The 21,242-nt window shown below is 39.2% G+C and carries 13 protein-coding genes; 3 read left to right on the top strand and 10 right to left on the bottom strand.

Going from position 1 to position 21,242, the window contains the following annotated elements:
• Positions 1-36 precede the first annotated feature (36 nt).
• The 4 genes from NV377_RS12920 to NV377_RS12905 all read right to left on the bottom strand — a co-directional run bounded on the left by NV377_RS12920 (position 37) and on the right by NV377_RS12905 (position 6,366).
• Entirely contained in the window at positions 37-1,746 is a 1,710-nt protein-coding gene (locus NV377_RS12920; protein WP_258199339.1) for an extracellular solute-binding protein, read from the bottom strand.
• 376 nt (positions 1,747-2,122) lie between these two features.
• A complete protein-coding gene (locus tag NV377_RS12915) occupies positions 2,123-2,512 on the bottom strand; it encodes a hypothetical protein (protein WP_258199338.1) in 390 nt (129 codons plus the stop codon).
• Between the two features lie 138 nt (positions 2,513-2,650).
• Positions 2,651-3,721 (bottom strand): alpha/beta hydrolase, encoded by a 1,071-nt coding sequence (locus NV377_RS12910; protein WP_258199337.1) that lies wholly within the window; start codon positions 3,719-3,721, stop codon positions 2,651-2,653.
• Positions 3,722-4,017: 296 nt separating this feature from the next.
• Positions 4,018-6,366, bottom strand: coding sequence for a glycoside hydrolase family 95 protein (locus NV377_RS12905; protein ID WP_258199336.1), 2,349 nt, complete (start codon positions 6,364-6,366; stop codon positions 4,018-4,020).
• Between the two features lie 362 nt (positions 6,367-6,728).
• Between NV377_RS12905 and NV377_RS12900 the strand changes: the two genes are divergently transcribed.
• Positions 6,729-7,889 carry a glycoside hydrolase family 27 protein gene (locus tag NV377_RS12900; protein WP_258199335.1) on the top strand — a complete coding sequence of 387 codons (1,161 nt, stop codon included), beginning with the start codon at positions 6,729-6,731 and terminating at the stop codon, positions 7,887-7,889.
• 210 nt (positions 7,890-8,099) lie between these two features.
• On the opposite strand, the gene NV377_RS12895 is transcribed toward NV377_RS12900, so the two are convergent.
• From NV377_RS12895 to NV377_RS12880, 4 genes are all read right to left on the bottom strand, one after another.
• On the bottom strand, positions 8,100-8,831 hold the full coding sequence (locus NV377_RS12895; protein ID WP_258199334.1) for an AraC family transcriptional regulator: 732 nt from the start codon (positions 8,829-8,831) through the stop codon (positions 8,100-8,102).
• A 264-nt stretch (positions 8,832-9,095) separates the two neighbouring features.
• The gene (locus NV377_RS12890; RefSeq protein ID WP_258199333.1) at positions 9,096-9,917 is read right to left on the bottom strand and encodes an acyltransferase domain-containing protein; all 822 of its coding nucleotides are present in this window, start codon (positions 9,915-9,917) and stop codon (positions 9,096-9,098) included.
• A 323-nt stretch (positions 9,918-10,240) separates the two neighbouring features.
• Positions 10,241-11,221: a phosphotransferase gene (locus NV377_RS12885; RefSeq protein WP_258199332.1), complete on the bottom strand. Its 981-nt coding sequence runs from the start codon at positions 11,219-11,221 to the stop codon at positions 10,241-10,243.
• Between the two features lie 322 nt (positions 11,222-11,543).
• A complete protein-coding gene (locus NV377_RS12880) occupies positions 11,544-12,011 on the bottom strand; it encodes a GNAT family N-acetyltransferase (protein ID WP_258199331.1) in 468 nt (155 codons plus the stop codon).
• A 762-nt stretch (positions 12,012-12,773) separates the two neighbouring features.
• On the opposite strand from NV377_RS12880, the gene hisB reads away from it, so the two are divergent.
• Entirely contained in the window at positions 12,774-13,358 is a 585-nt protein-coding gene (gene hisB, locus NV377_RS12875) for an imidazoleglycerol-phosphate dehydratase HisB (protein ID WP_258200331.1), read from the top strand.
• A 627-nt stretch (positions 13,359-13,985) separates the two neighbouring features.
• On the opposite strand, the gene NV377_RS12870 is transcribed toward hisB, so the two are convergent.
• Positions 13,986-16,112 (bottom strand): transglycosylase domain-containing protein, encoded by a 2,127-nt coding sequence (locus tag NV377_RS12870; RefSeq protein ID WP_258199330.1) that lies wholly within the window; start codon positions 16,110-16,112, stop codon positions 13,986-13,988.
• A 312-nt stretch (positions 16,113-16,424) separates the two neighbouring features.
• Positions 16,425-19,034, bottom strand: a complete 2,610-nt coding sequence (locus NV377_RS12865; protein WP_258199329.1) for an adenosylcobalamin-dependent ribonucleoside-diphosphate reductase — start codon at positions 19,032-19,034, stop codon at positions 16,425-16,427.
• Between the two features lie 308 nt (positions 19,035-19,342).
• Between NV377_RS12865 and NV377_RS12860 the strand changes: the two genes are divergently transcribed.
• Positions 19,343-21,076, top strand: a complete 1,734-nt coding sequence (locus tag NV377_RS12860; protein ID WP_258199328.1) for a DEAD/DEAH box helicase — start codon at positions 19,343-19,345, stop codon at positions 21,074-21,076.
• Positions 21,077-21,242: the final 166 nt, after the last annotated feature.

The following is a 21,242-nucleotide window of genomic DNA, read 5'->3' as shown; positions in this document are numbered from 1 at the left end:
AGAATTCCATTTCCACCTCCGCACGTTCCTTACCTATTACTTTTTCGTTGCATACCACTCATTCACTTCTTGCGTAATCTGGTCACCACCAAGCTTCTTCCAATTCTCTACGAATTGATCGAATTCATCCACAGATCCACCCAAGATAATTTTTGTAAATACTTCGGTTTGCATCTTATCTAATGTAGATTTGCGTTCTACCATAGTAGGTGTCGGAGCGCCAACAAATTTTTCCATTAGAAACTGATTATTTTTATCATATTGATCAGCTATTCCCATCGAGCCTTGTTCACCATATATTCGCTCCCAGCCCCAAAGTGCAAATCCTTCCGATGTCCCTGACGTAAATGACTCTAATTTCTCTTGAATCGTTTTTGCTTCACCCTTCAAGCCAGAAGTATCTCCTGCCTTGCGAGCAGCATCAATTGCTCGGAAGGCGTCAACATTTTTCATTGCAGGGTACGGTGTAACAGGAGATAATTGCCATACACTTTCTGCCTCTGGTGGTGCATAATATTTATCAAACTCAGCTGTTTCACCCCAGTTTTTCTCAAGGTGCAAGTTAAATAATTTGATAACAGCCTCTGGATGCTCAATCCCTTTTTTCACAGCAAAGAAACGAGTTGTACTGAATTTAAGTGGAACCTTGGGATTCTCTCCAGATTCAGATACAATTGGGAAAGCTTGCCACTGGGCATTTGGATCATTATTGCGATTAAGTTGCAGCGGCCAGATCGAATTCCATTGCTCACCATATTCCAATCCAATTTTCCCCGCTGCAATTTGTTCGGACACCTTACCTCCGTCCTTAATACCAAACTCCTGATCAATTTCGCCGTTTGCATGCATAGCCTGCAAGATCTGCAAAGATTTTTTCACTTCCGGCTGAACACTTCCGAAGACAAGTTCGCCTTCTCCATTCTCAATCCACATATTAGGATACGCATTATAGGCTGCCATAAAGCCCTCTAATCCCATTGCGCCTCCCCATAAATCCTTTGTAATACCTAAACCATACGTATCATTCTGTCCATTTTGATCTGGATCTTTTTCTTTGAACGCTTTCGAGATTGCTAACACATCTGCAATCGTTTTAGGTGGCTGCAATTCAAGATGTTCCAGCCAATCTGTCCGAATCCAAATATACATAGAGCGCTCAATAGATGATTCAAGCTGCGGAATAGCCATAAGCTTACCGTCGAAAGTAACGGCGTCAAACGGGCTTGTTCCTTCTTGCGACAGAACCTCTTTTGTTAACGGAGAAGCGTACTTTTCGTAAATTTCTGTAAGGTCTTCAATTTGATCGGAATCTGCAAGTTGTTTCAACTGTGTAGCATCCACTGGAATTACATCTGGTAGAGCACCTGAGGCAAGAGTCATATTAATTTTCTGAACATATTGATCAGAGGTTGATGCTCCCTTAACGATCCAATCATACGTAATTTTAATTCCCAATTCCTCTTCATAAATGCGCGACCATCGATTGTCCTCTATCGTTTCTCCGTCTAGAACGCTAAGTACATTATTTTCCACAACGTCATTCAAATCTCTAACAAATGACAACGCAATTGGAGGATCATATTTACCAAGTGGTTCATCATTTGCCGATAATGTCGGAGTGTGACTGTTATTCGTTTTTTTTCCTGCATTGTTTGAATCACTGTTACCTGAGCATGCAGAAAGGAATACAGAAGTGAGTAATACAATAGAGGTTCCTTTAAACAATAAAGATTTCATTTTTTTCATTTACATCCCCCATTCAACTATATCAAGATAAATAACTACAGTTTTATTATGATTGAAGAGATTATGCTTCTGCCATATACATCTCTTTACATTCATTAACTTCTTTTTACAATAATGAAAACGCTTTTATATATAGGGGTATGAAAGATCACTTACGGTTTTTCAAATAGATATTCTAGACAATGATATCTGCGACGTACGTACCTAGTGTAAAATAAAAAATAGTTAATAATGAAGGGGAGAATTCTTCCATTCATTATTAACTATTAGGCTATGCTAAATCGTAATGTTGATAATTGACAATCAAATAACGTCTTGATGAAAAGGCAGTTCACTAAGCTATCGTTCTCCGCTAGCTTAGTGTTGCTTCGTGGTTTTACAAAGTGCCCTGTGTCGAAAATTCGAAAGAAAACAAACTAGGTTTACTTACAACCCTATGAACAATTGAAAACAAACGTGTTGCAATATCACCTTTAACATTAAGTCTATACCCACCTCGTACTCTATCCACAAAGCCGAGTTCAATGCAATCTATTATTACTTTGTCAAAATTCATGTCCATAGGTAGACGTGAGCGAAGTACCGATTTTTCTATTGGAGTGAAATCTGGCTGTAAGCTTTCATTATCAAGTAATAACTCATACAGAACTGTAATAATATTCGTTGGTAAAATATTCATTGGAAATTCTTCTGATTCATGCATCGCTTCTGTAGCTTCGTTTAAGAGAAGTGATGTTGAGATACAAACTAATCTATCTTTTGCCAATAAACCTAATCCTGTTGGACCTAACTGTATATGAGTTAAACTATCTGTTTACTTAACAAGAATAAGCAGAAAACCGAATTATTCTTATATTCCTTGCTATCTGCGAAGTGCTTTTCTGAGTTTGTATGTGGTTCTCCCTTAAAGCACCTTCTTAACAACATTGGACATTAATTGATCATCAAAATTCCTAAATGCCAATCGACTAAAATTGTAGGCACCATTATTCCATACATTAAAGTCATGGATACCATCTTTAATTATAATTTCATAATAATGAGCGAGATCATCCCCTGCTTCGTGTATAAGCTGATCTATCGAATTTAAAAAACTGTTATTTGCAACTCCGTCTTCACTGCCGCAGGTGGTATACAACAATTGAAGCTTAAAGGCGCATGACGCCAGACTGGATCCAAGAATCTTTCCGTCACTAGACGTAGGAGCGTTTGAAAAAGCTCCTACATAATCGAACAAATCTATCAATCCAGGTGCAAGCACAGTCTTATCTAGACCGTTGTTCCAATGACTCTTTGTTCCAGTGAATAGAGTGGAATCATATCTGTAACCTCCGAGAATTAAGTTCAGAGCTTGCATCCCTCCCATTGACAGCCCGGCAATCGCTCTTCGTGTGCGGTTATATTTTATTCCCTCATGTGAAGTGTTCATAATATCTGCGTAAGTATTATAGTTTAATTCTATAAATGGAATTAGATCATGTCTGAGCTCATAATCGAAGTAATAGAAACCTAACATATTGGTTCCTTCGGAATTGAAGGAACTGTCTGTCCAGTCGTAGGCGCTTCTTCCATTAGGAAATACGATAATTAGCGGTTCTATTTCACCATTAGCAATGAGATTATCAAATATATTGCAGATGATGAATCGTTCTTTCACTTTACCGTTACTTCTTAACCATTCATATTGATTCCCGCCAACTCCATGTAGTAAATACAATACATTGTATCTGACTGCTACGTCGTTTGGGTCATACCCCGCAGGCAAGTAGATATTACATTTCTTCATTAAGGCATCACCCGTAACGATTTCTCTTCCTGCTTCATCCATATCGATATTTCCAGATGTTACAAGCTGTCGAGAATGATTAATATAATTGTTTACCATATAGGTAATCTCTTGAACAAAACCTTGACGTTCTTCAATGACTGACCATAAATACTTGTCAGGTAATCCCGTCACATTTATCCTCACCATAGATTATTAGCGCCCCTTCAGTATACTTTTTCATACTAAGTATTAATTCATTACATCAATACTATCACGTAGTTTAAGGGTCTAATAACCTTTCAAATTATATATATTTCCTTATAAAGTCAACATATTAAAGAATAGCGAGTCATTCAATATATGTTATAAATATCAATTAAGATTGGTAAAGGTAAAGAGAATTTCACCATGGGTTACACATATACTACTTAAACACTATCTGTCGTCATTATAACTAAGCGTCCAAGGGAAGGAGCAGATGAGAGTTAGTTAGAACGTACTTTTTATAATGGTAATACTGTATATACAATCCCTTTCATTGCCTGCCATTCCGCTATAAACGAGTCCTGACTGTATATAATTGAACAAGCTTGCTCAGATGATTGAATACGGACAGGAAGATTGGTGCGGATGCGACATTGTGTAGTTGTTTGCGTCGCACATATGCGTGCGTATACTAAACAATGATCCCTCCATGCAACTTCTACAGTGAAGCCCCCCCGAGCACGTAATCCCTTCATATATCCTTCTTCCCAAGCTATAGGCAGTGCAGGTAACAATCTTAGCTCATCACAATGACTTTGTAAGATCATTTCAGCAATCGCTGCAGTCGCCCCAAAATTCCCATCAATCTGAAAAGGAGGATGATTATCTAGTAAATTTGGAAGCATAGAATGCGAAAGCAACGCAACAATATGTTCATTAGCCAGTTCTGCTTCCTCAAGCCTTGCCCAGAAGTTAATAATCCAAGCTCTACTCCACCCCGTATGTCCTCCACCACTAGCAAGCCGCTTTTTTAAGGTTATTTTTGCAGCCGCCGACAATTCAGGTGTCTTATGTACTGAAATTTGACTGCCCGGATGCAAGGCAAATAAATGAGAGATATGACGGTGACCAGGCTCTTCCTCCACATATTCCTCCAACCATTCTAACAATTGCCCCTCGCTGCCAATTTCACTTTGCGGCAAACGTGAATATACTTGCTGCCATTGCTTACGTAATGACGTATCACTTTGCAGCAACTCAGATGCCTGAATACATGCCGCAAACAACTCGCGCAAGATTTGACTATCCATTGCTGGTCCTTCACTAAGCGTTCCTGATTTACCATTAGGTAAAATATAGGTATTCTCAGGTGATACTGAAGGGCTAGTCACTAATAAACCATCTTTAGTTTCAATTAAAAAATCAAGAAAGAATTGCGCAGCCTCCGTTATGATCGGATACGCAGATTGTCTTAAAAAGTCTTGGTCTTGGGTAAACAGAAAATGCTCCCACATATGCAAGCTAAGCCATGCCGCCCCCATCGGCCAATACGTAGCTGGAACATATCTATCCTGCGGGGCAGTATCTCCCCAAATATCAGTATTATGATGTGCAACAAAACCACGACAGCCATACATTTCCTTGGCTGTTATTCGTCCATTTACCCGCATTCGGTCTAGAAGATCGAACAACGGCTGATGACATTCTGATAGATTACAAGTCTCTGCAGGCCAATAATTCATCTCTGTATTGATATTAATCGTATATTTGCTATCCCAAGGCGGTAGCATATGTTCATTCCAAATCCCCTGTAAATTTGCCGGCAACGAGCCAGGACGACTGGATGACAACAATAAATATCGACCGTATTGATACAATACTTCGATTAATTGCAAATCCTCTTTGCCATCCTTCACTCTCTCCAGGCGCTCATTCATAGGTACTACTCTTACATCTTCCGTTGCTTTCAGCTTGAATTCGACGCGGTTAAACAATGAATTGAAATCTTCAACATGTTGTTGCCGTAGTTGCTCATAACCTATCCGCGCGGCTTTATCTAATTGTTGCAATACATACTTTTCAGGGTTCTCATGTCGGAATGAGGTCGCTGCTGCAAGTAGTATCAGCACACGATTCGCATTTTTAACAATTAGCTGCTCACCAATAATTTGCAATTCTCCACCATCTGCTATTATGCTTACCCCAGTGCGAAAGCTTGAACCTTGAGCTCCGCCACATTCGCCCTTCATCATAAGTGTATATGCGTTCGCTTTCGAAACCACTTCATAGTAGCGATTATTGCCACGCGTTAATCTAACACGAATATGATACGCATTGGGGCTTTCTGCTGTAAAATGAAAAGCCATAACATTGTGAGGAAAGCTGACAAAACTTTCTCTATGATACGAGATGCCATATTGTTTATAGGTACTAGCAACAATTCCACTCGACATGTTCAATTCCCGTAAATAATGTTCAAATCCACTCCTATCTACCGTTTTCTCAGTACTAGCTACTACTGCATGATCTGTAGCAGGAGAGAAAAATTGGAGGTTCAAATCGCCCAGCGGCATGTAGTGACGCTGCGTTTCTGGCAATCCAGATAAAGCCATTAATGATAAATCTTCCGCTCGATTTAACTCCCCTGCTCGGATCGCCTCACGAATAGTCTGTAGATGTACCAATGCATCTGGATTGTTACGATCACGCGGTCCCCCGTACCAAACACTATCTTCATTCAAGGCAATTCTTTCCTCAACTGGATCACCAAATACCATTGCTCCCATATATCCGTTACCAATAGGCAGTGCCTCATTCCAGCTAGCTGCCGGCTTATTGTACCAAAATTCAGACTGTAGATTCATCATTGTCCTCCTAAAAATGGCTTCTATTTCTATAATATAATAGTCATTCTACTTTCAATAGCGATACTAAGTACTTAAAAATCGAGTATTCAAGCAAATTACAAGTGTCACACCTGACAATACGCCCTAAGTACATATAAACAAAATTCAAACCGTTATATGCCACCTTCAATAGATTAGTTGTCTCGCTTTTTATTCTCATACTCTCGCTAATGTCAACGTTACTAGTATGATCACGAGAGGTTAAGCTACTAAAAAGCAACATTTATACATGTGTAAGCAACGTTTTACTATAGGATTCACTCTCTAGCATATGATTAAATATGTTTGTAGCTTCTACCACACGAAAAAGGATGTTTTTTTAGATGAACAATGATACGCAGCTTGGCCTGCTCCCTGCACTTGGTTGGAATTCATGGAACACTTTCACATGGGATATTAATGAACAATTAATTCGTGAAATCGCTGATTTATTCGTATCTGAAGGGTATTTAAATGCAGGATATGAATATATTGTTATTGATGATTGCTGGAGTTTGAAGGCGCGCGATGAGCAGGGCAATTTAGTGGCTGATCCCGAGAAGTTCCCTAGTGGCATGAAAGCACTCGCAGACTATATTCATTCAAAAGGCTTAAAGTTTGGGATGTACTCCTGTGTGGGAACCCACACTTGCGCTGGCTATCCTGGTAGCTTTGAACATGAATTTCAGGATGCTAAGAAGTTCGCCGAATGGGGAGTAGATTACTTAAAGTATGACTATTGCTTCAAGCCTCGTCATATTTCTGGTGAGTTGCTTTATAAGCGCATGAGTTTAGCGCTTAAAAACTGCGGCAGAGAGATTCTTTTTTCTGCTTGTAACTGGGGAGAAGACAATGTTTATCACTGGATTCGTGAGTCAGGTGCTCACATGTATCGCTCTACTGGAGATATTCGTGATAACTGGATTTCTATAAAGGAGCTAGCCATTTCACAGCTAGACAAGGAGTGCTATACTGGTTCATTCTGTCATAACGATATGGACATGCTTATTGTTGGCATGTATGGCGGCAGCAACAACGACTATATCGGAAAAATAGGAGGCTGCAGTGATCTTGAGTATAAGACTCATTTCTCTATATGGAGTATGATGGGTTCTCCACTAATGATTGGTAGTGATATTCGAAAGGCAACTCCAGCTACAAAAAGAATATTGTTAAATAAAGATATTCTAGCAATTAATCAAGATTTAGAAGCACGTGGTGCTTACCGTATTAAGCCAGAACCTCAGTGGTTTCATGATGATGAAGTATTTATGCTAGTAAAGGTACTTACTAATGGTGACGTAACAATAGGCTTTTTCAATCTAAGTGATAACCAACGAGAGATTTCTTTACAGTTTTGGGATATTGGCTTGCCATATGCTTCAAACTTCTCATTGTCATTGTACGATTGCTGGGAGCATAAGGAACTAGGAATCTTTAAAGAACGCTTTTCCCCTACCGTCCCTGCACATGATTGCGTCGTTATTAGAGCAAGGCTAGTGTAGCCATGAGCAGCACGAGATGTTGCTTTAGCTGTAGAGTGCCGCTTATGACCGATGACGTTGCCATTTACCTGAAGCTAGTTTCTACAACAGCGAAGGACTTTCTTTGTATCGATTGCTTAGGCGATAAGCTCAATTGTGGACGAGAGCCAATTGAACGATTAATTCTATATTATCGTGAGTCTGGTAAATGTGTACTGTTTCGTTAATCCCTTACTTGTTCTGATGCAACAACTTATATTCTGTCGGACTATAAGTTGTTGCTTTCTTGAATACCTTTGAAAAATATAATGGGTCACTATATCCAACGGAATAAGCAACTGATTTAATTGATAAACCTTCATCCGTTAATAACTCACTTGCGCGCTGAATACGAACCATAGTGACATAACTTAATACTGACATACTCGTTGCCTTCTTAAATAAGCGAAACAAATAACTCCGTTCAATATTTACATGCTCTACAATAGTAGTAACCGTCAAAGAGGGCTTCCAATAATGATGCTCAATATATTCCCTCGATAGTCTTACATAATCGGTATCGTCTATAGTAGCTTCCGCCGGAAAAAATTCTATGTAATACGAAATCAACAAACGAATCTTTGCATCAGATCGTATTTTTTCATATGCCTTTAATTCGTCATATAAACGCACATCATAAAAAGAATCCATCCTTTGCGGAGCTGCCTTAGTAACAGGAGATTCCGACTTCAGGATAGTTAAAGCTAACAGTTGCGGCACTTCGCTTCCTTTGAATTCAATCCATACATATTCCCAAGGATCTAGTGGTTCTGGGTAATAATAAATTGGCATGTGCGGCAAAATAATAAAACTCTCTCCAGCATGAAGATGAAATTTTCGTTGACCAATTTCATAATAGCCTTGCCCGCTTATAATATAGTGCAATGCATAAATGTCCCTTACTCCTGGCCCCCACTGATGCATATTACATGTCTTATAGCCACTGCTAACATAACTTAAAGCTCCCTGGTTGTGTAACTGACGAATAACTTCCCCCCCGCTTTCCTGTACTATTGAACAGCCTTCATATTAACCGTCTGTTTCCACCGTTCTCTAGCATTTGGCTTAACTTTCTTAAAAGCTCCGGATCAATGAGAGCTTCAAGTAACGTTCCAGCTCGGCGGAAACAAACCCCTATGTATCATTATCTCAAACATTAATTCCCCGTTCTATATTAAACCTTTCCCATTAGCCCTTCCAGGGGTCTTCCTGCAGTCTTCCGTACGCTGCACCAATGCTACTGCCTTCCAACAGACTGGCCTTGATTTTTTTCTGTAAAGATGTCTTTTCCGGAAGTTCGTGTATTGGAATATCAGTTCTTCCATAAACCCATCTGATAGAGCTGTCGTTCGTATCATCTACACGTATCAAGTTGAAAGCCTTCTGAAAGCGGACTATATTTGAACTCTCCAGCAGTAGCTTAGCAAGGACAGGAGAAAGCAACCAGGAATCACATACCATATCCGACTGTCCATACTCCGGAAAATATTTCGCAAAAAATTCCCTAGCTTCCTCATATGACTTACGCAAACTGTCGCTCCTCATATCCGCATCAGCAGGGATATGTATATTTATTATCTTTTTTTCTTCCTGCTCGATCATCTCATATTCAAGTGCACCGATTCGGAATTCGTGAAGCGAAACCTGTCTTGGAAACCACCATCCCCACGTGAATGCATATGTCCCATACACCTCGTAATGTTCATTAATGAATCTGGTACAGAACTTTATCGTATCCTTAAAAATTGTCTCGCTGATTCCTCTTTTTTCGTATTCCCTATGTGTCTCTACTGCACGCAGAAGCATAAAAGTGAGCATTTTGCTCCCATCAGCATCCTCTCCTAGAACCCTTTCTATTTCTTTAACTCCCTTTTCCCAGGCTGATGAATCATACAGGGTAGCAGAAAAGGGCTTTATTGTGTTCTCATCAAATCCCCTTGCAAAGTCTAGCACTTTTCTCATCATTGGATCCGGTAAGCAAATACTTTCACACACTTCTCTTAAAGTCATATTTATATTCTCCTGTATCAGATTAATAGCAACTTTTCGTTAATTCAGGTGAAAAACCAGAAGAATTAAGGTAACAAATATACAATGCAATAATTTAGTCTTCGATGCCGGTAACATTGGTTTGATGCTTTTTAACTACAACTTGGTCTCTTTATTCCATTTTTATGTTCTTGAGTAGAGTAGCCCTTAATGTTGCAAGCGCCGTACCACAGATGATGAAAATGAATAAAATATCTGCTAGTATGGCTGGCGAAGAAGGTCGAAGAATCGATTTGTCGAGTTGAAGAATTTATATATATTCACCAATAGAGATATGAAAAAGATCAAAAAATTAAGTTCCTGAAATACTCCAGCTTACTGTCAATAAATCCATCATCGAAGTCAGCTACCCCTATTAGTTCTGATTCACTAAAACATAAGCCAAAGAGCCACAGTTGTCTAAGTGCAACAAATATTGAAACCACTTTAACATCATTTTCACTGAGATCTCTTACGTCCCTGTACCCGTGTAGAAAAGCTTCCCAAAGCCTTTCAACTTCCTCCTTGTTATGACCACTGTGAATTTCTCTCGCTAATCTAAATTCTGCAATATCATAAGATCTCCACCCATAACCAGAAATATCGAAATCATAATGTGTCAATTTCCCGTTTTCCGTAAATGCTACATTTGTGTTACCATGCAAGTCGCCATGACAAACACCCCAATCTAAACCTTCTTCTATCTTCATCACTAACTTTTCCTTTAATCCTAAAACTAGTTCATAAATAAAATTGTAATCCTCTTGCCGATGTTCCATATGTAATTTGATTATGTTAAGTGGTTTTTCAATTAGATGTTCCAAATTAAGATTCGCTCTTACGTGTTCACTTCTAAAACTATCAGTAACTTTATGAATTTGAGCAACTGCTTTCCCAAACAAATAACTATCTTCTACCGCTTGAATAGGCTTTTCATTACCTTCAGCAAAACTAAACATAACCCCATATTTTACACCTTCAGGGACAAAAAACTCATTAATGAGGGTACCATCTTTTTTTGTGATCGGTATTGAAACGCTTACATCATTCTTATATAGAAAATTCAATAAATCTAATTCAAAAGCAATCTCAGATTTATTTCTTCTATCAGCACGATAAACTCTAAAAATATATTTTTCTGACTTAGTTTCTAATACATAAGTATCGTTCATACCTCTAAGGAAGTATTTTATATTAATAGGTTCATAAACTTCATAATTGTCTTTTATATGTGATAATAAGGCTTGCTTTGACAAGAGTGAGTAATCAATAGGAAATAAACTCAAATCTACACCTTCCTTTTGAATTTTCGTTATCAATAACTATATCATATGTTTATATAACTACCCCTAATTTTCGCAAACTAATTAAACATAAGAAACTAAATTTAACTATATTATCCTGCCACGAGTCGATAAATCTGTCAAGACTGCTAAGGAAAGTCGGGGGATTTTAGAGGAAGATTGTCAACTTACTTGAAGCTGAAGGTATTCAATAAGTGCTAGATGGATCCAATGTTAAGCTCGGTTCTGTTGTTACAGCTGCGTCTTCTTTACTATTGTCTCTTTACAGTTGCTTCAAACTAAATTTTAATAGGAGCTTAACGGGCTATAGGAGAGATTCAACATATACTTCACCAGAAGGGTTTATATTCCCTGTTTCAACAAAACCTAGCGATGTATATAGATTTTTTGCAACTAGGTTTTCAGGTTTATACGTTAGTTCAACTACCCTAGCTTTTCCATAATTAGATGCCTTAAAAAATTCTATAGCTTTTACCATGGCCTCTTTACCATACCCTTTGCCCTGATATCGCCAATCAATTATGATTTTAAAAACTCCATAACTGCCGTATTCGAAATTGCCATTTCCATCGTCATAATACATCATAATAAAGCCAACCATCTTTTCATGTTTATAAATAGCAAATGTAGTAATGACCTGACCCTCTTTGGAAGCAATATAAGCTTCTGCGAGTGCATGTTGATTAGATGAGATAAAGAGTTTCTGTTCCTCTGTAACTTGTAGTTCAATACATTCAATAAAGTTGTCCCATGATATTTCTCTAAATTCCACAAACTAAGCCCCCTCCACAATGATAGACATCGTGTTATATCTGTCCTAGAGTCTACAGTAATTGAGCGACTAAAAACAACCTGACAATTAACTGTTATTTTGTATATTTGAATAGGAGCCGACATGGGGTAACGGCATAAAAAATTTCGACTCACCGTAAGCGTACTGAGTTGCCTTTCTGATAAGTCTATCATTAATCCATTCTTGGTTTCCCGACATCATAATCTATCCCTCTCCTCGTTAAAAATTGTTTATATTCGAATCTATGAAAAAATATCTTCTTCACTCTTTATGGCCGTTGCAAGTTTGATTTAAGTTGTAAAAATGAAATAACCCCCAACTGGGGAGGTTCTCTCCTATGGCATAGGCCACACTTAGTTATTCTGGATGGATTTAATAATTCAAAGTTGAAAGGGTATGTATTAAACGCACACCCTCTTTTAAATGTCAAAGGATATTGACAATATCAAAACCCTTCACCTCTAGGAATACTCTTAGAGAGCCCTCACGTATCCAAGTTGATACATAACAAAGCTGTTGTTATTCGAATTGGTTTGTTTAAGCTGTGAACTGCATTATTAAGAGTGGGCATTAAGCTAATGGGAGTTTAGCGTGGTCGACCGGCTTACATAACTTTACATTATTAATTTATTACAATAATATATTAGAGGAGTAAAGCGATAAAGGATGTGGTCTTAATCGAATTCATTAGGCTAGCAATTTCCAAAGACAAAACCTCAGTTAGGAAGGGAGTTTTTTATGGTGCGGGAGGCATTAATTAACAGAAAAACAAAAGAAACAGAAATTAAACTGGAGCTTAATCTCGATGAATACAGTGAAGGCAACATCAACACGGGGATTGGATTCTTTAACCATATGCTCATGCTTTTTGCTTTTAGGGCAGGAATAAAACTAAATGTGGATTGTAAAGGTGATTTAGAGATAGATGGGCATCACACGGTTGAAGACATTGGAATATGCTTGGGGCAAGCAATCAAAAAGGCTATAGGGGATAAAAAAGGCATAAACCGTTATGGTAGTTCGCGTATACCTATGGATGAGAGCTTAGCAATAGTGGATTTGAGTATATCTAATCGCTCCTTTTTAGTGATTAACGTGGAAATGCATTCAACACGAGTAGGCGAGTTTGAAACCGAATTAACCGAAGAGTTTTTTGTCGCTGTAGCGCATAATAGCGGAATAACCATGCACATCAATTTGAAATACGGCAGAAATACACACCATATAAATGAGGCAATTTTCGTGGCATTCGGCGATGCGTTGAAGAAAGCAATTAGGATAACAGGCGATGTTATTCCGTCTACGAAGGGTACGTTATCAATATGACAAAAATAAGTGTAGACGCTTACGTGTAAAAAATTATGGGAGAGAAATTGATTTCTTTGGACATCAGACGACTACGCTTACGAAGAACGATAGTTGAATTAGGTGATTGAGAGCCAATATTTTCTTGAAGGCTCTCACCGTTAACATACTGGCTCTAATTTAAGGTAAGGCTTCCATGTGCGTACAAGAGGATATTCGTAAAATTTCCAGGCGGGTATGACAAGCCTTAACCACTGCTAATGAACAATAAATTCTCCGTCAGGCACTGGCTAGGGTATAACAAAGGACGACTGTCCAACTGTCTCTAGCCTCACCTAAAGATATATATAGTCAAAAAAAGAAGCGAGACTGTACCCGCTCCGTTGCTATATACGCCAATACATCTCCATTATTAGTTTTTTCTAACCAACAGTGAGCAATACTCCACATGTGTCGAATAGGCAGAGTTAACACATACAGTAATAATAGGGCGATGCCTAACCTGTTGTTGAGCTTGCAGTATTAGATTGTAATTCGAAATACAAAGGATAATAATCCGTCACTATATAAAATAAGGCTGATCCCGTCAAATGAGAGGTCAGTCAACAAGGAACTACCGTAGTTCGCAGGTCATAGGATTCATATTTTCTATTTTTCTGTATTCTTTCTTTTCTCTTCTTCTTTCTTCTTTTTCTTTTCTTCTTTCTTCTTTTCTTCTTTCTTCTTTTCTTCTTTCTTCTTTTTCTCTTCTTCTTTCTTCTTTTTCTCTTCCTCTTTCTTCTCTTTTTTATTTCCCTGATTTGTTTTATTGCCAATAATAGTACTCTCTTTTTCTTTCGGTTGTTCGCGTATAGGACGTTTAAACTCAGATGCAGGAACATCCTTTAAGGCTAAGGACATCATTTCGCTGAAAATTAAAGCAGGGTATTGACCGCCGGATGTTGTCAAATAATGATTGCTATCCGTGAGATCGTAGCCTAGCCAAATCGCCCCTACCAGCTCTGGCGTATAGCCGACAAACCATGCATCTTTAACACCGCCTGCGATCCCTTCGAACTGTTTATTCTGCGGAAGCTGCGTCGATCCCGTTTTCCCAGCCACAGTACGATCGATTGCCGCATTCTTTCCTGTACCTTCCCTCACAACATCTTGCAGTACTTCAGTCATTGCATAAGCGTTCTCCGGAGACATAACTTTAACCGGTTGGTGCTTGGCCTCAACTAAAACTTGTCCGTCCACAGTTGTAATTTTTGTAATCGTATGCGCTTGAACCTGTACTCCAAGATTAGGGAACACACTATAGCCCTGCGCGATTTGAAGTGGAGACACTCCTTGAGACAATCCGCCCAGCGCCACACTTAAATTACGATCTTCCTCTACTAGCGGAATACCGAGTTTCTCTACAAACTCTATTCCGGTAGTAAGTCCAATTTCGTTCAATAGCCATACCGCAGGAATATTTCTGGATTGGATAACCGCCTCTTGGAGCGATACTTGCCCTAAAGTCAGGTGATCCACGTTATTAGGTCGGTAACCCTGAATATCCAATGGACCATCATACAACTGTGAATTTTTATCGTACCCTCTTTCCATAGCAGGCGCGTAGACGATTAATGGTTTGAATACCGATCCGGGTTGCCTAACAAGCTGTGTAGCATGATTGAAACCACGGAATGTATGCTCTCCTCTCTGCCCAACAATTCCGCGTACCCCCCCAGTAGACGGATCCATGATGACTGCCCCGCTCTGCAGTAGTTGGTCGGATGCACTTTCTGGGAACAGGGATTCATTGCGGTATGTTTCTTCCATTGCGTTCTGAACCGCAGGATCCAGCTCTGTGTAGATGAGTAGATTTCCAGCAAGCATTTGACGCTCGGTAAATCCATATACACGAATGGCCTCTTCGATTACTTCATCCATATATGAAGCGTATTGACCTAGCAAATGGTTGACCTGTTCCTGAGGAATTTCCTTCAGCGCATTAATCGGTTCTGCTTTGGCGTGTTCATAATCTATTTCGGAGATAAAACCCTCATCTTTCATTAAACCTAGCACGAGGTTGCGACGCTCCAAAGCGATTTCCTTATTCTTAAGCGGAGAATATCGACTTGGTGCTTTCGGTAATGCGGCAAGCAAAGCGCTCTCGGCCAACGTCAAATCCCTCGTTTGTTTGCCGAAATACCGCTTGGCTGCCCTTTGCACTCCCCATTGGCCTTCTCCAAAATAAATTTGATTCAAATACATTTCGAGAATTTGGTCCTTATCATAAAGTGCCTCGATCTTGAGTGCATAAGCAGCTTCCGTCAGCTTGCGCGAGAATGTTTTTTCACCCGTTAAAAATACGTTCTTAGCAAGCTGCTGAGTAATCGTGCTTCCGCCTTGTACTGCACCGCCTTCCTTTGCATTACGGAAAGTTGCTCGAACAATTCCGAAGATGTCTACTCCGGTGTGATCATAATATCTCTTATCTTCGACCGCGATGATCGCCTGCTGGAGATGCAGCGGAACTTGATCGATCGGCACATATTCGATTTTTGCAGAAGTGACCTCGGAACTAACCTCTCCGTACCGATCTATGAATTGGGTCGGAGCAGATATAGGAACGACTAACTTGGCGATATCAAGACTATGTATCCAATAGGCCCCGATTGCTAATAGCGAAGTAAGTATAAGCACGATCCCGATGATCCATATTCGGAATCGCTTCAGCAACTTAAAAATGCCGGAGAGCCTCCGGCTGGTTCCTTGGCTTTTATGTAAATTATGTTTAATCATAGATGCCTCCCACTAAAGCAAAAGATAGCTCTCAGAGCTAACGATATTCTATAATAATGGGGAGCAATCGAATGATAGTCAAATTAATATTTTGTCATAAAGTTTTATGATATTATATTAAATACATAAATTATATTTTTCTTTGGATTAGGTAATAATTAAAGTTCCACATTGCTATCTCCTCTTTTCAATTCTAGGTAGCTATATACTACTGATTACATAAATTCGCAAAGAAGGTGCATCTGGAAACACGATGCACCTTAAACGTCGATTATATTTTTCTGTGAATATAGTCTCTAGCCTAGCCACTACTCAATTACATTTACTATAGCCACAAGAGCTGCATTGCTTACATCCCTCAATATTAATCAGCGTCGCTAATCCACAGGATGGGCAAAGATCAATGCTATCGTGCAATCCATGCTGATGCACTACACTTGTTGCGGCGTGCGGTACGATATCTACGCTTAGAAACTCCCCTGCAAGCTCCATTTGTTCATATTCAGGCTCAACAACATTTGCTTGTAAATGCATTTCCAATGCCTTCGCCACAGCATCAGCAATTGACTCAACACGATTGTTACCAAATCCTATCGCTCCAGTGCCGCCAATACCTTTCAAATGCTTAATAAGTAATGCCACTTTATTGCCATGCTCGCCATATCGTAGGAATAATGAGCAAACTCGACCAAGCGCTTCTGCCATCGCAAATACATCTGACCCAGCTTTACCCACGATTAAGAAAATTTCTGAAGGAACGTCATCGAGATCATTAATGGTAATGTACGCCATACCAAGTGGCGTATTCATACGATACGTTGCCCCTTTCAATACTTGCGGACGACGTTTATATTGACGATCTTCATTATTAGTAGCGACTACTTTACCACTGATACCAATTGGTCCTTCAGACTGTCCATTTAATGAAAGTGATTGTTGTTCTAAGCCACTAATAGCTTCTTTCTCAGAATCTGCTGTAACTATCTTCTCTTTCTTCGCTTCATCCTTACTTGGTGCGGTAGATAACACTTGAACGTCGCGACTGCCATCCCGGTAAATCGTTACCCCTTTACAGCCTAACTCATAAGCCAGCTCATACAACTTTTCAGTTTCCTCAACTGTAAAGTCATTAGGACAATTCGCAGTCTTAGAAATAGAGCTATCCACCCAGCGTTGAATGGCAGCTTGAACTTGAATATGATCTTCAGCTGTAAGCGTCATTGCTGTTACGAAGTAGTCAGGTAATTGCTCATTCGGATGAGCATCGAGCCATTGCTGTGCAATTGGTACATACTGAACATCGAATCCTAAACGACTTTGACGGTAATATTCAAAAGCAAAATAAGGCTCAATACCAGTAGAAGTCCCCACCATTGTTCCAGTGCTTCCTGTTGGTGCTTGTGTAATTACCGTTACATTACGCATACCTGTTGCTTCTATTGCTGCTTGCACTTCCGGGAATTCAGCAATAATGTTCTTCATAAATCCGCTTTGCAAATACAACTCACGATCAAACGCTGTAAAGCTACCTTTATCGGCAGCAATTTCGGCTGAGGCTAAATATGCTTCCTTCGCCATAAATCCATATAATTTATCAAGGAAATCTAAAGATTCAGATGATCCATATCGAACTTTCAGCTTAATCATCAATTCCGCTAGACCCATCGTTCCAAGCCCGATGCGACGTTCTTTTTTCTGATTCAGCTCATTTTCAGGGAAGTGATATGGTGTTCTGTCGATCACATTATCAAGGAATCTTACAGCCCAATTCGTCACTTTCGCAAGTTCATTCCAAGCAACATCATCATTCTCTTCATCATAGAACTTAGATAAATTAATTGCAGATAAGTTACATACTCCCCATGCAGGTAATCCTTGTTCTCCGCACGGATTAGTCGCAATAATCGGATTAAAGTACCAACTGTTAGACATATTATTGTAGCGTTCCATAAACACTACACCTGGTTCTGCTGATTTCCAAGCAGATTCAATAATAGCTGACCATATTTCACGTGCTTTAACTGTCTTATGAACGATAACTTTCTTACCTAATGCTTTCCAAGCTTCTAGATCGCCATCCCATAGATCATCGTATCCTGCTTCTGTCGTATCAGGGAATACCAGATCCCAGTCGCTATCTTGCTTAACAGCCTCCATAAATCCATCGCTCACGCATACGGATAAATTAGCATTCGTAATCTTGCCCATCGACTGTTTCACTGTAATAAATTCTTGTACATCTGGATGCCAGTCATTGATCATTAGCATCAACGCGCCGCGACGACTACCACCTTGTTCGATTAATCCAGTTGTATAACTGAATAATCCCCCCCAAGATACAGCACCACTGGATGAACCATTGACGCCAACAACAACTGCTCTTTTCGGACGTAATGAAGATAGATTAATACCTACACCACCGCCTCGAGCCATAATCTCTGTCATTTCTGTCAATGTAGACATAATGCCACCACGACTATCCTTCGGTGATGGAATGACGTAGCAGTTGAATAATGTTAATTCATCACTTGCACCGGCTCCTGCAGCTATACGTCCACCAGGAACTAATTTCCAATCATCTAATATATATTGAAATCTTTCTTGCCATAATGCTTGCTTGTCCTCGTCTTCAACAGATGACATCGCGCCAGCAAGTCTAGACCACATTTCTTCAGGAGTTTTCTCTATTGTATGTGTTAGTTTACTGATCGTGGATTGAACAATGTCACCATTACGCAATTTCACTTCAACTTGCTCACCTTGACGTGACAATATTTCGCCTGCTTCCTTTACAGGAAATGCGAGATCGTCTTTCAATAATACTAGTACAGTATCACCAACTTCTACCTTTGATGCTTCAGCATTTTTGCGAGCATATCTATCCAAAAATATTTTCTCACTTAATCCTTCTAAACGGTTCATATTAGTCACCCCTCTTCAATATTACTATATGTAGTAATAAAATTATTATAACATACTATATATAGTTTAAATTAATAATTTATGAAGTTTTTATTACAGGTACTTTGACTACATAACTATTCACTTTTCGTCAACGAGTCAATGCTGCTAGTACTTGTTTCATACCATAAATCTGGGCTGTTTAGATGAATGAGCCAATGATTAATGTCACTTAGGTCGAATGATTAAGCTACCCTGCTTATTGAAAGATTATGTTTTTGCCATTTGGGGAATGATAGAAAATATTATCCAATAATAAAGGAGCAACTATGAATAATCGTCTTATACCATCACAACCAGAAGAAGAAGTCGTCCAAAAGCTTATTCATCCAGCAGTTCAAACGACGTTCGAACGACAGTGGTTCCATCAGTTACAACAACGCATCGAACAAAATGGGCCATGGGATCAATGGGCAATGTATCAATTAGCGATGGAAGCTAAACAAGCTACCGTCATAGATAGTTTTGAAGAGCTACAATGTTTACGTTCGCTTCCCGCACTAGAACCGATGCCGCATCAATTGGATACAGCTCAACGAGTGTTACATGAAATGGGCGGAAGAGCTATTCTAGCTGATGAAGTCGGATTAGGAAAGACAATAGAGGCTGGTCTTATATTGAAAGAATATATTGTCCGTGGTCTTGTTAAACGTGCCTTAATTCTTGTTCCTGCCTCGTTAGTATTGCAATGGGTAAGAGAACTTAATCAAAAATTCGGTATTAGTGCTGTCGCTCAAAAAAAAGCACACTCTTGGGGCTATGATATTGTTGTGGCTTCCATTGATACTGCTAAGCGTGATCCTCATCGTGAAGCAGTACTAGCAACAGATTATGATCTAATTATTATTGATGAAGCTCATAAATTAAAAAACAAAAAAACAACCAACTATCAGTTCGCTACTCAATTAAGCAAAAAATATTGTCTATTACTTACTGCCACGCCGATTCAAAACGATCTGGATGAGTTATTTAATCTTATATCTCTATTAAAACCAGGTCAGCTAGGAGCACAGAGCGATTTCACTAGCAATTATGTTGTGGATAAACGCATCCCGAAAAATGAAGATCAGCTTCAAGATGTCCTTTCCTCCATTATGATTCGTAATCGCCGTGGTGATGGTGGTATTCATTTTACAAAGCGTATTGTTAAAAATATTACGCTACAGCTATCTACCGAAGAACAAGCACTTTATGATGCAGTGACGAACTTTGTAAAACAACGTGCACAAGATGACACCATAGATATGAGCAGTATGTTATCACTTGTCACATTACAACGAGAAGTTTGTAGTAGTCGAGATGCTGTATTTCTTACGCTCGTCAATATGTTTAAGAAAACAAGCGAAGAATCTCCGATGCGAGCACAAATTTGGGATATTGTTGAGAAAATTCGTAGCATTACTTCTAACTCAAAAGCTGATAAAGCACTTGAACTCATTCAAAATTGCGATGAGAAAGTAATCTTGTTCACAGAATACCGTGCTACACAAGAGTATTTATTGCAATTTTTCCAAGCAAACGGCATCTCAGCTGTTCCTTATCGCGGTGGTATGAACAGAGGTAAGAAAGACTGGATGATGGATCTGTTTCGTGGAAATACGAGAGTACTTATCGCTACTGAAGCAGGCGGAGAGGGAATCAATCTGCAATTCTGTCACCATATGATTAACTTTGATCTACCGTGGAATCCTATGCGTGTAGAACAACGAATTGGGCGTGTTCATCGTCTTGGACAAACTCATGATGTTCATATTTTCAATCTATGTACACAAGGAACCATTGAGGAACATATTTTGCATCTATTACATGAGAAGATTAACCTCTTTGAGCTAGTTATCGGTGGTTTGGATCATATTCTTGAAAAATTAGAAAGTCGTGACGGCTCGATTGAACAGCGTCTCGCGAGGGCTATTCTAAAATCTCAAGATGAAAAGCAACTGCAAGAAGAGCTTAACGTCATAGGAAGTACGATTCACGAGATGAAGCAACAAGTCAAACCATAACCGAAGTAACTTTTCATTGCTGAGAAGTTGTTATAAAAAGTTTGGCTATGCTTACGATGCAACTTTTCATTGCAGAGAAGTTGCTCATAGAAACTCAATGAAAAGTTTTAGATTATGCTTACGATGCAACTTTTCATCGCAGAGAAGTTGACCATAGAAGCTCAAT

This window comes from Paenibacillus endoradicis, from assembly GCF_024721975.1.
Note: the sequence above shows the minus strand (reverse complement) of the source record. Positions and strands in the feature narration are given on the sequence as shown.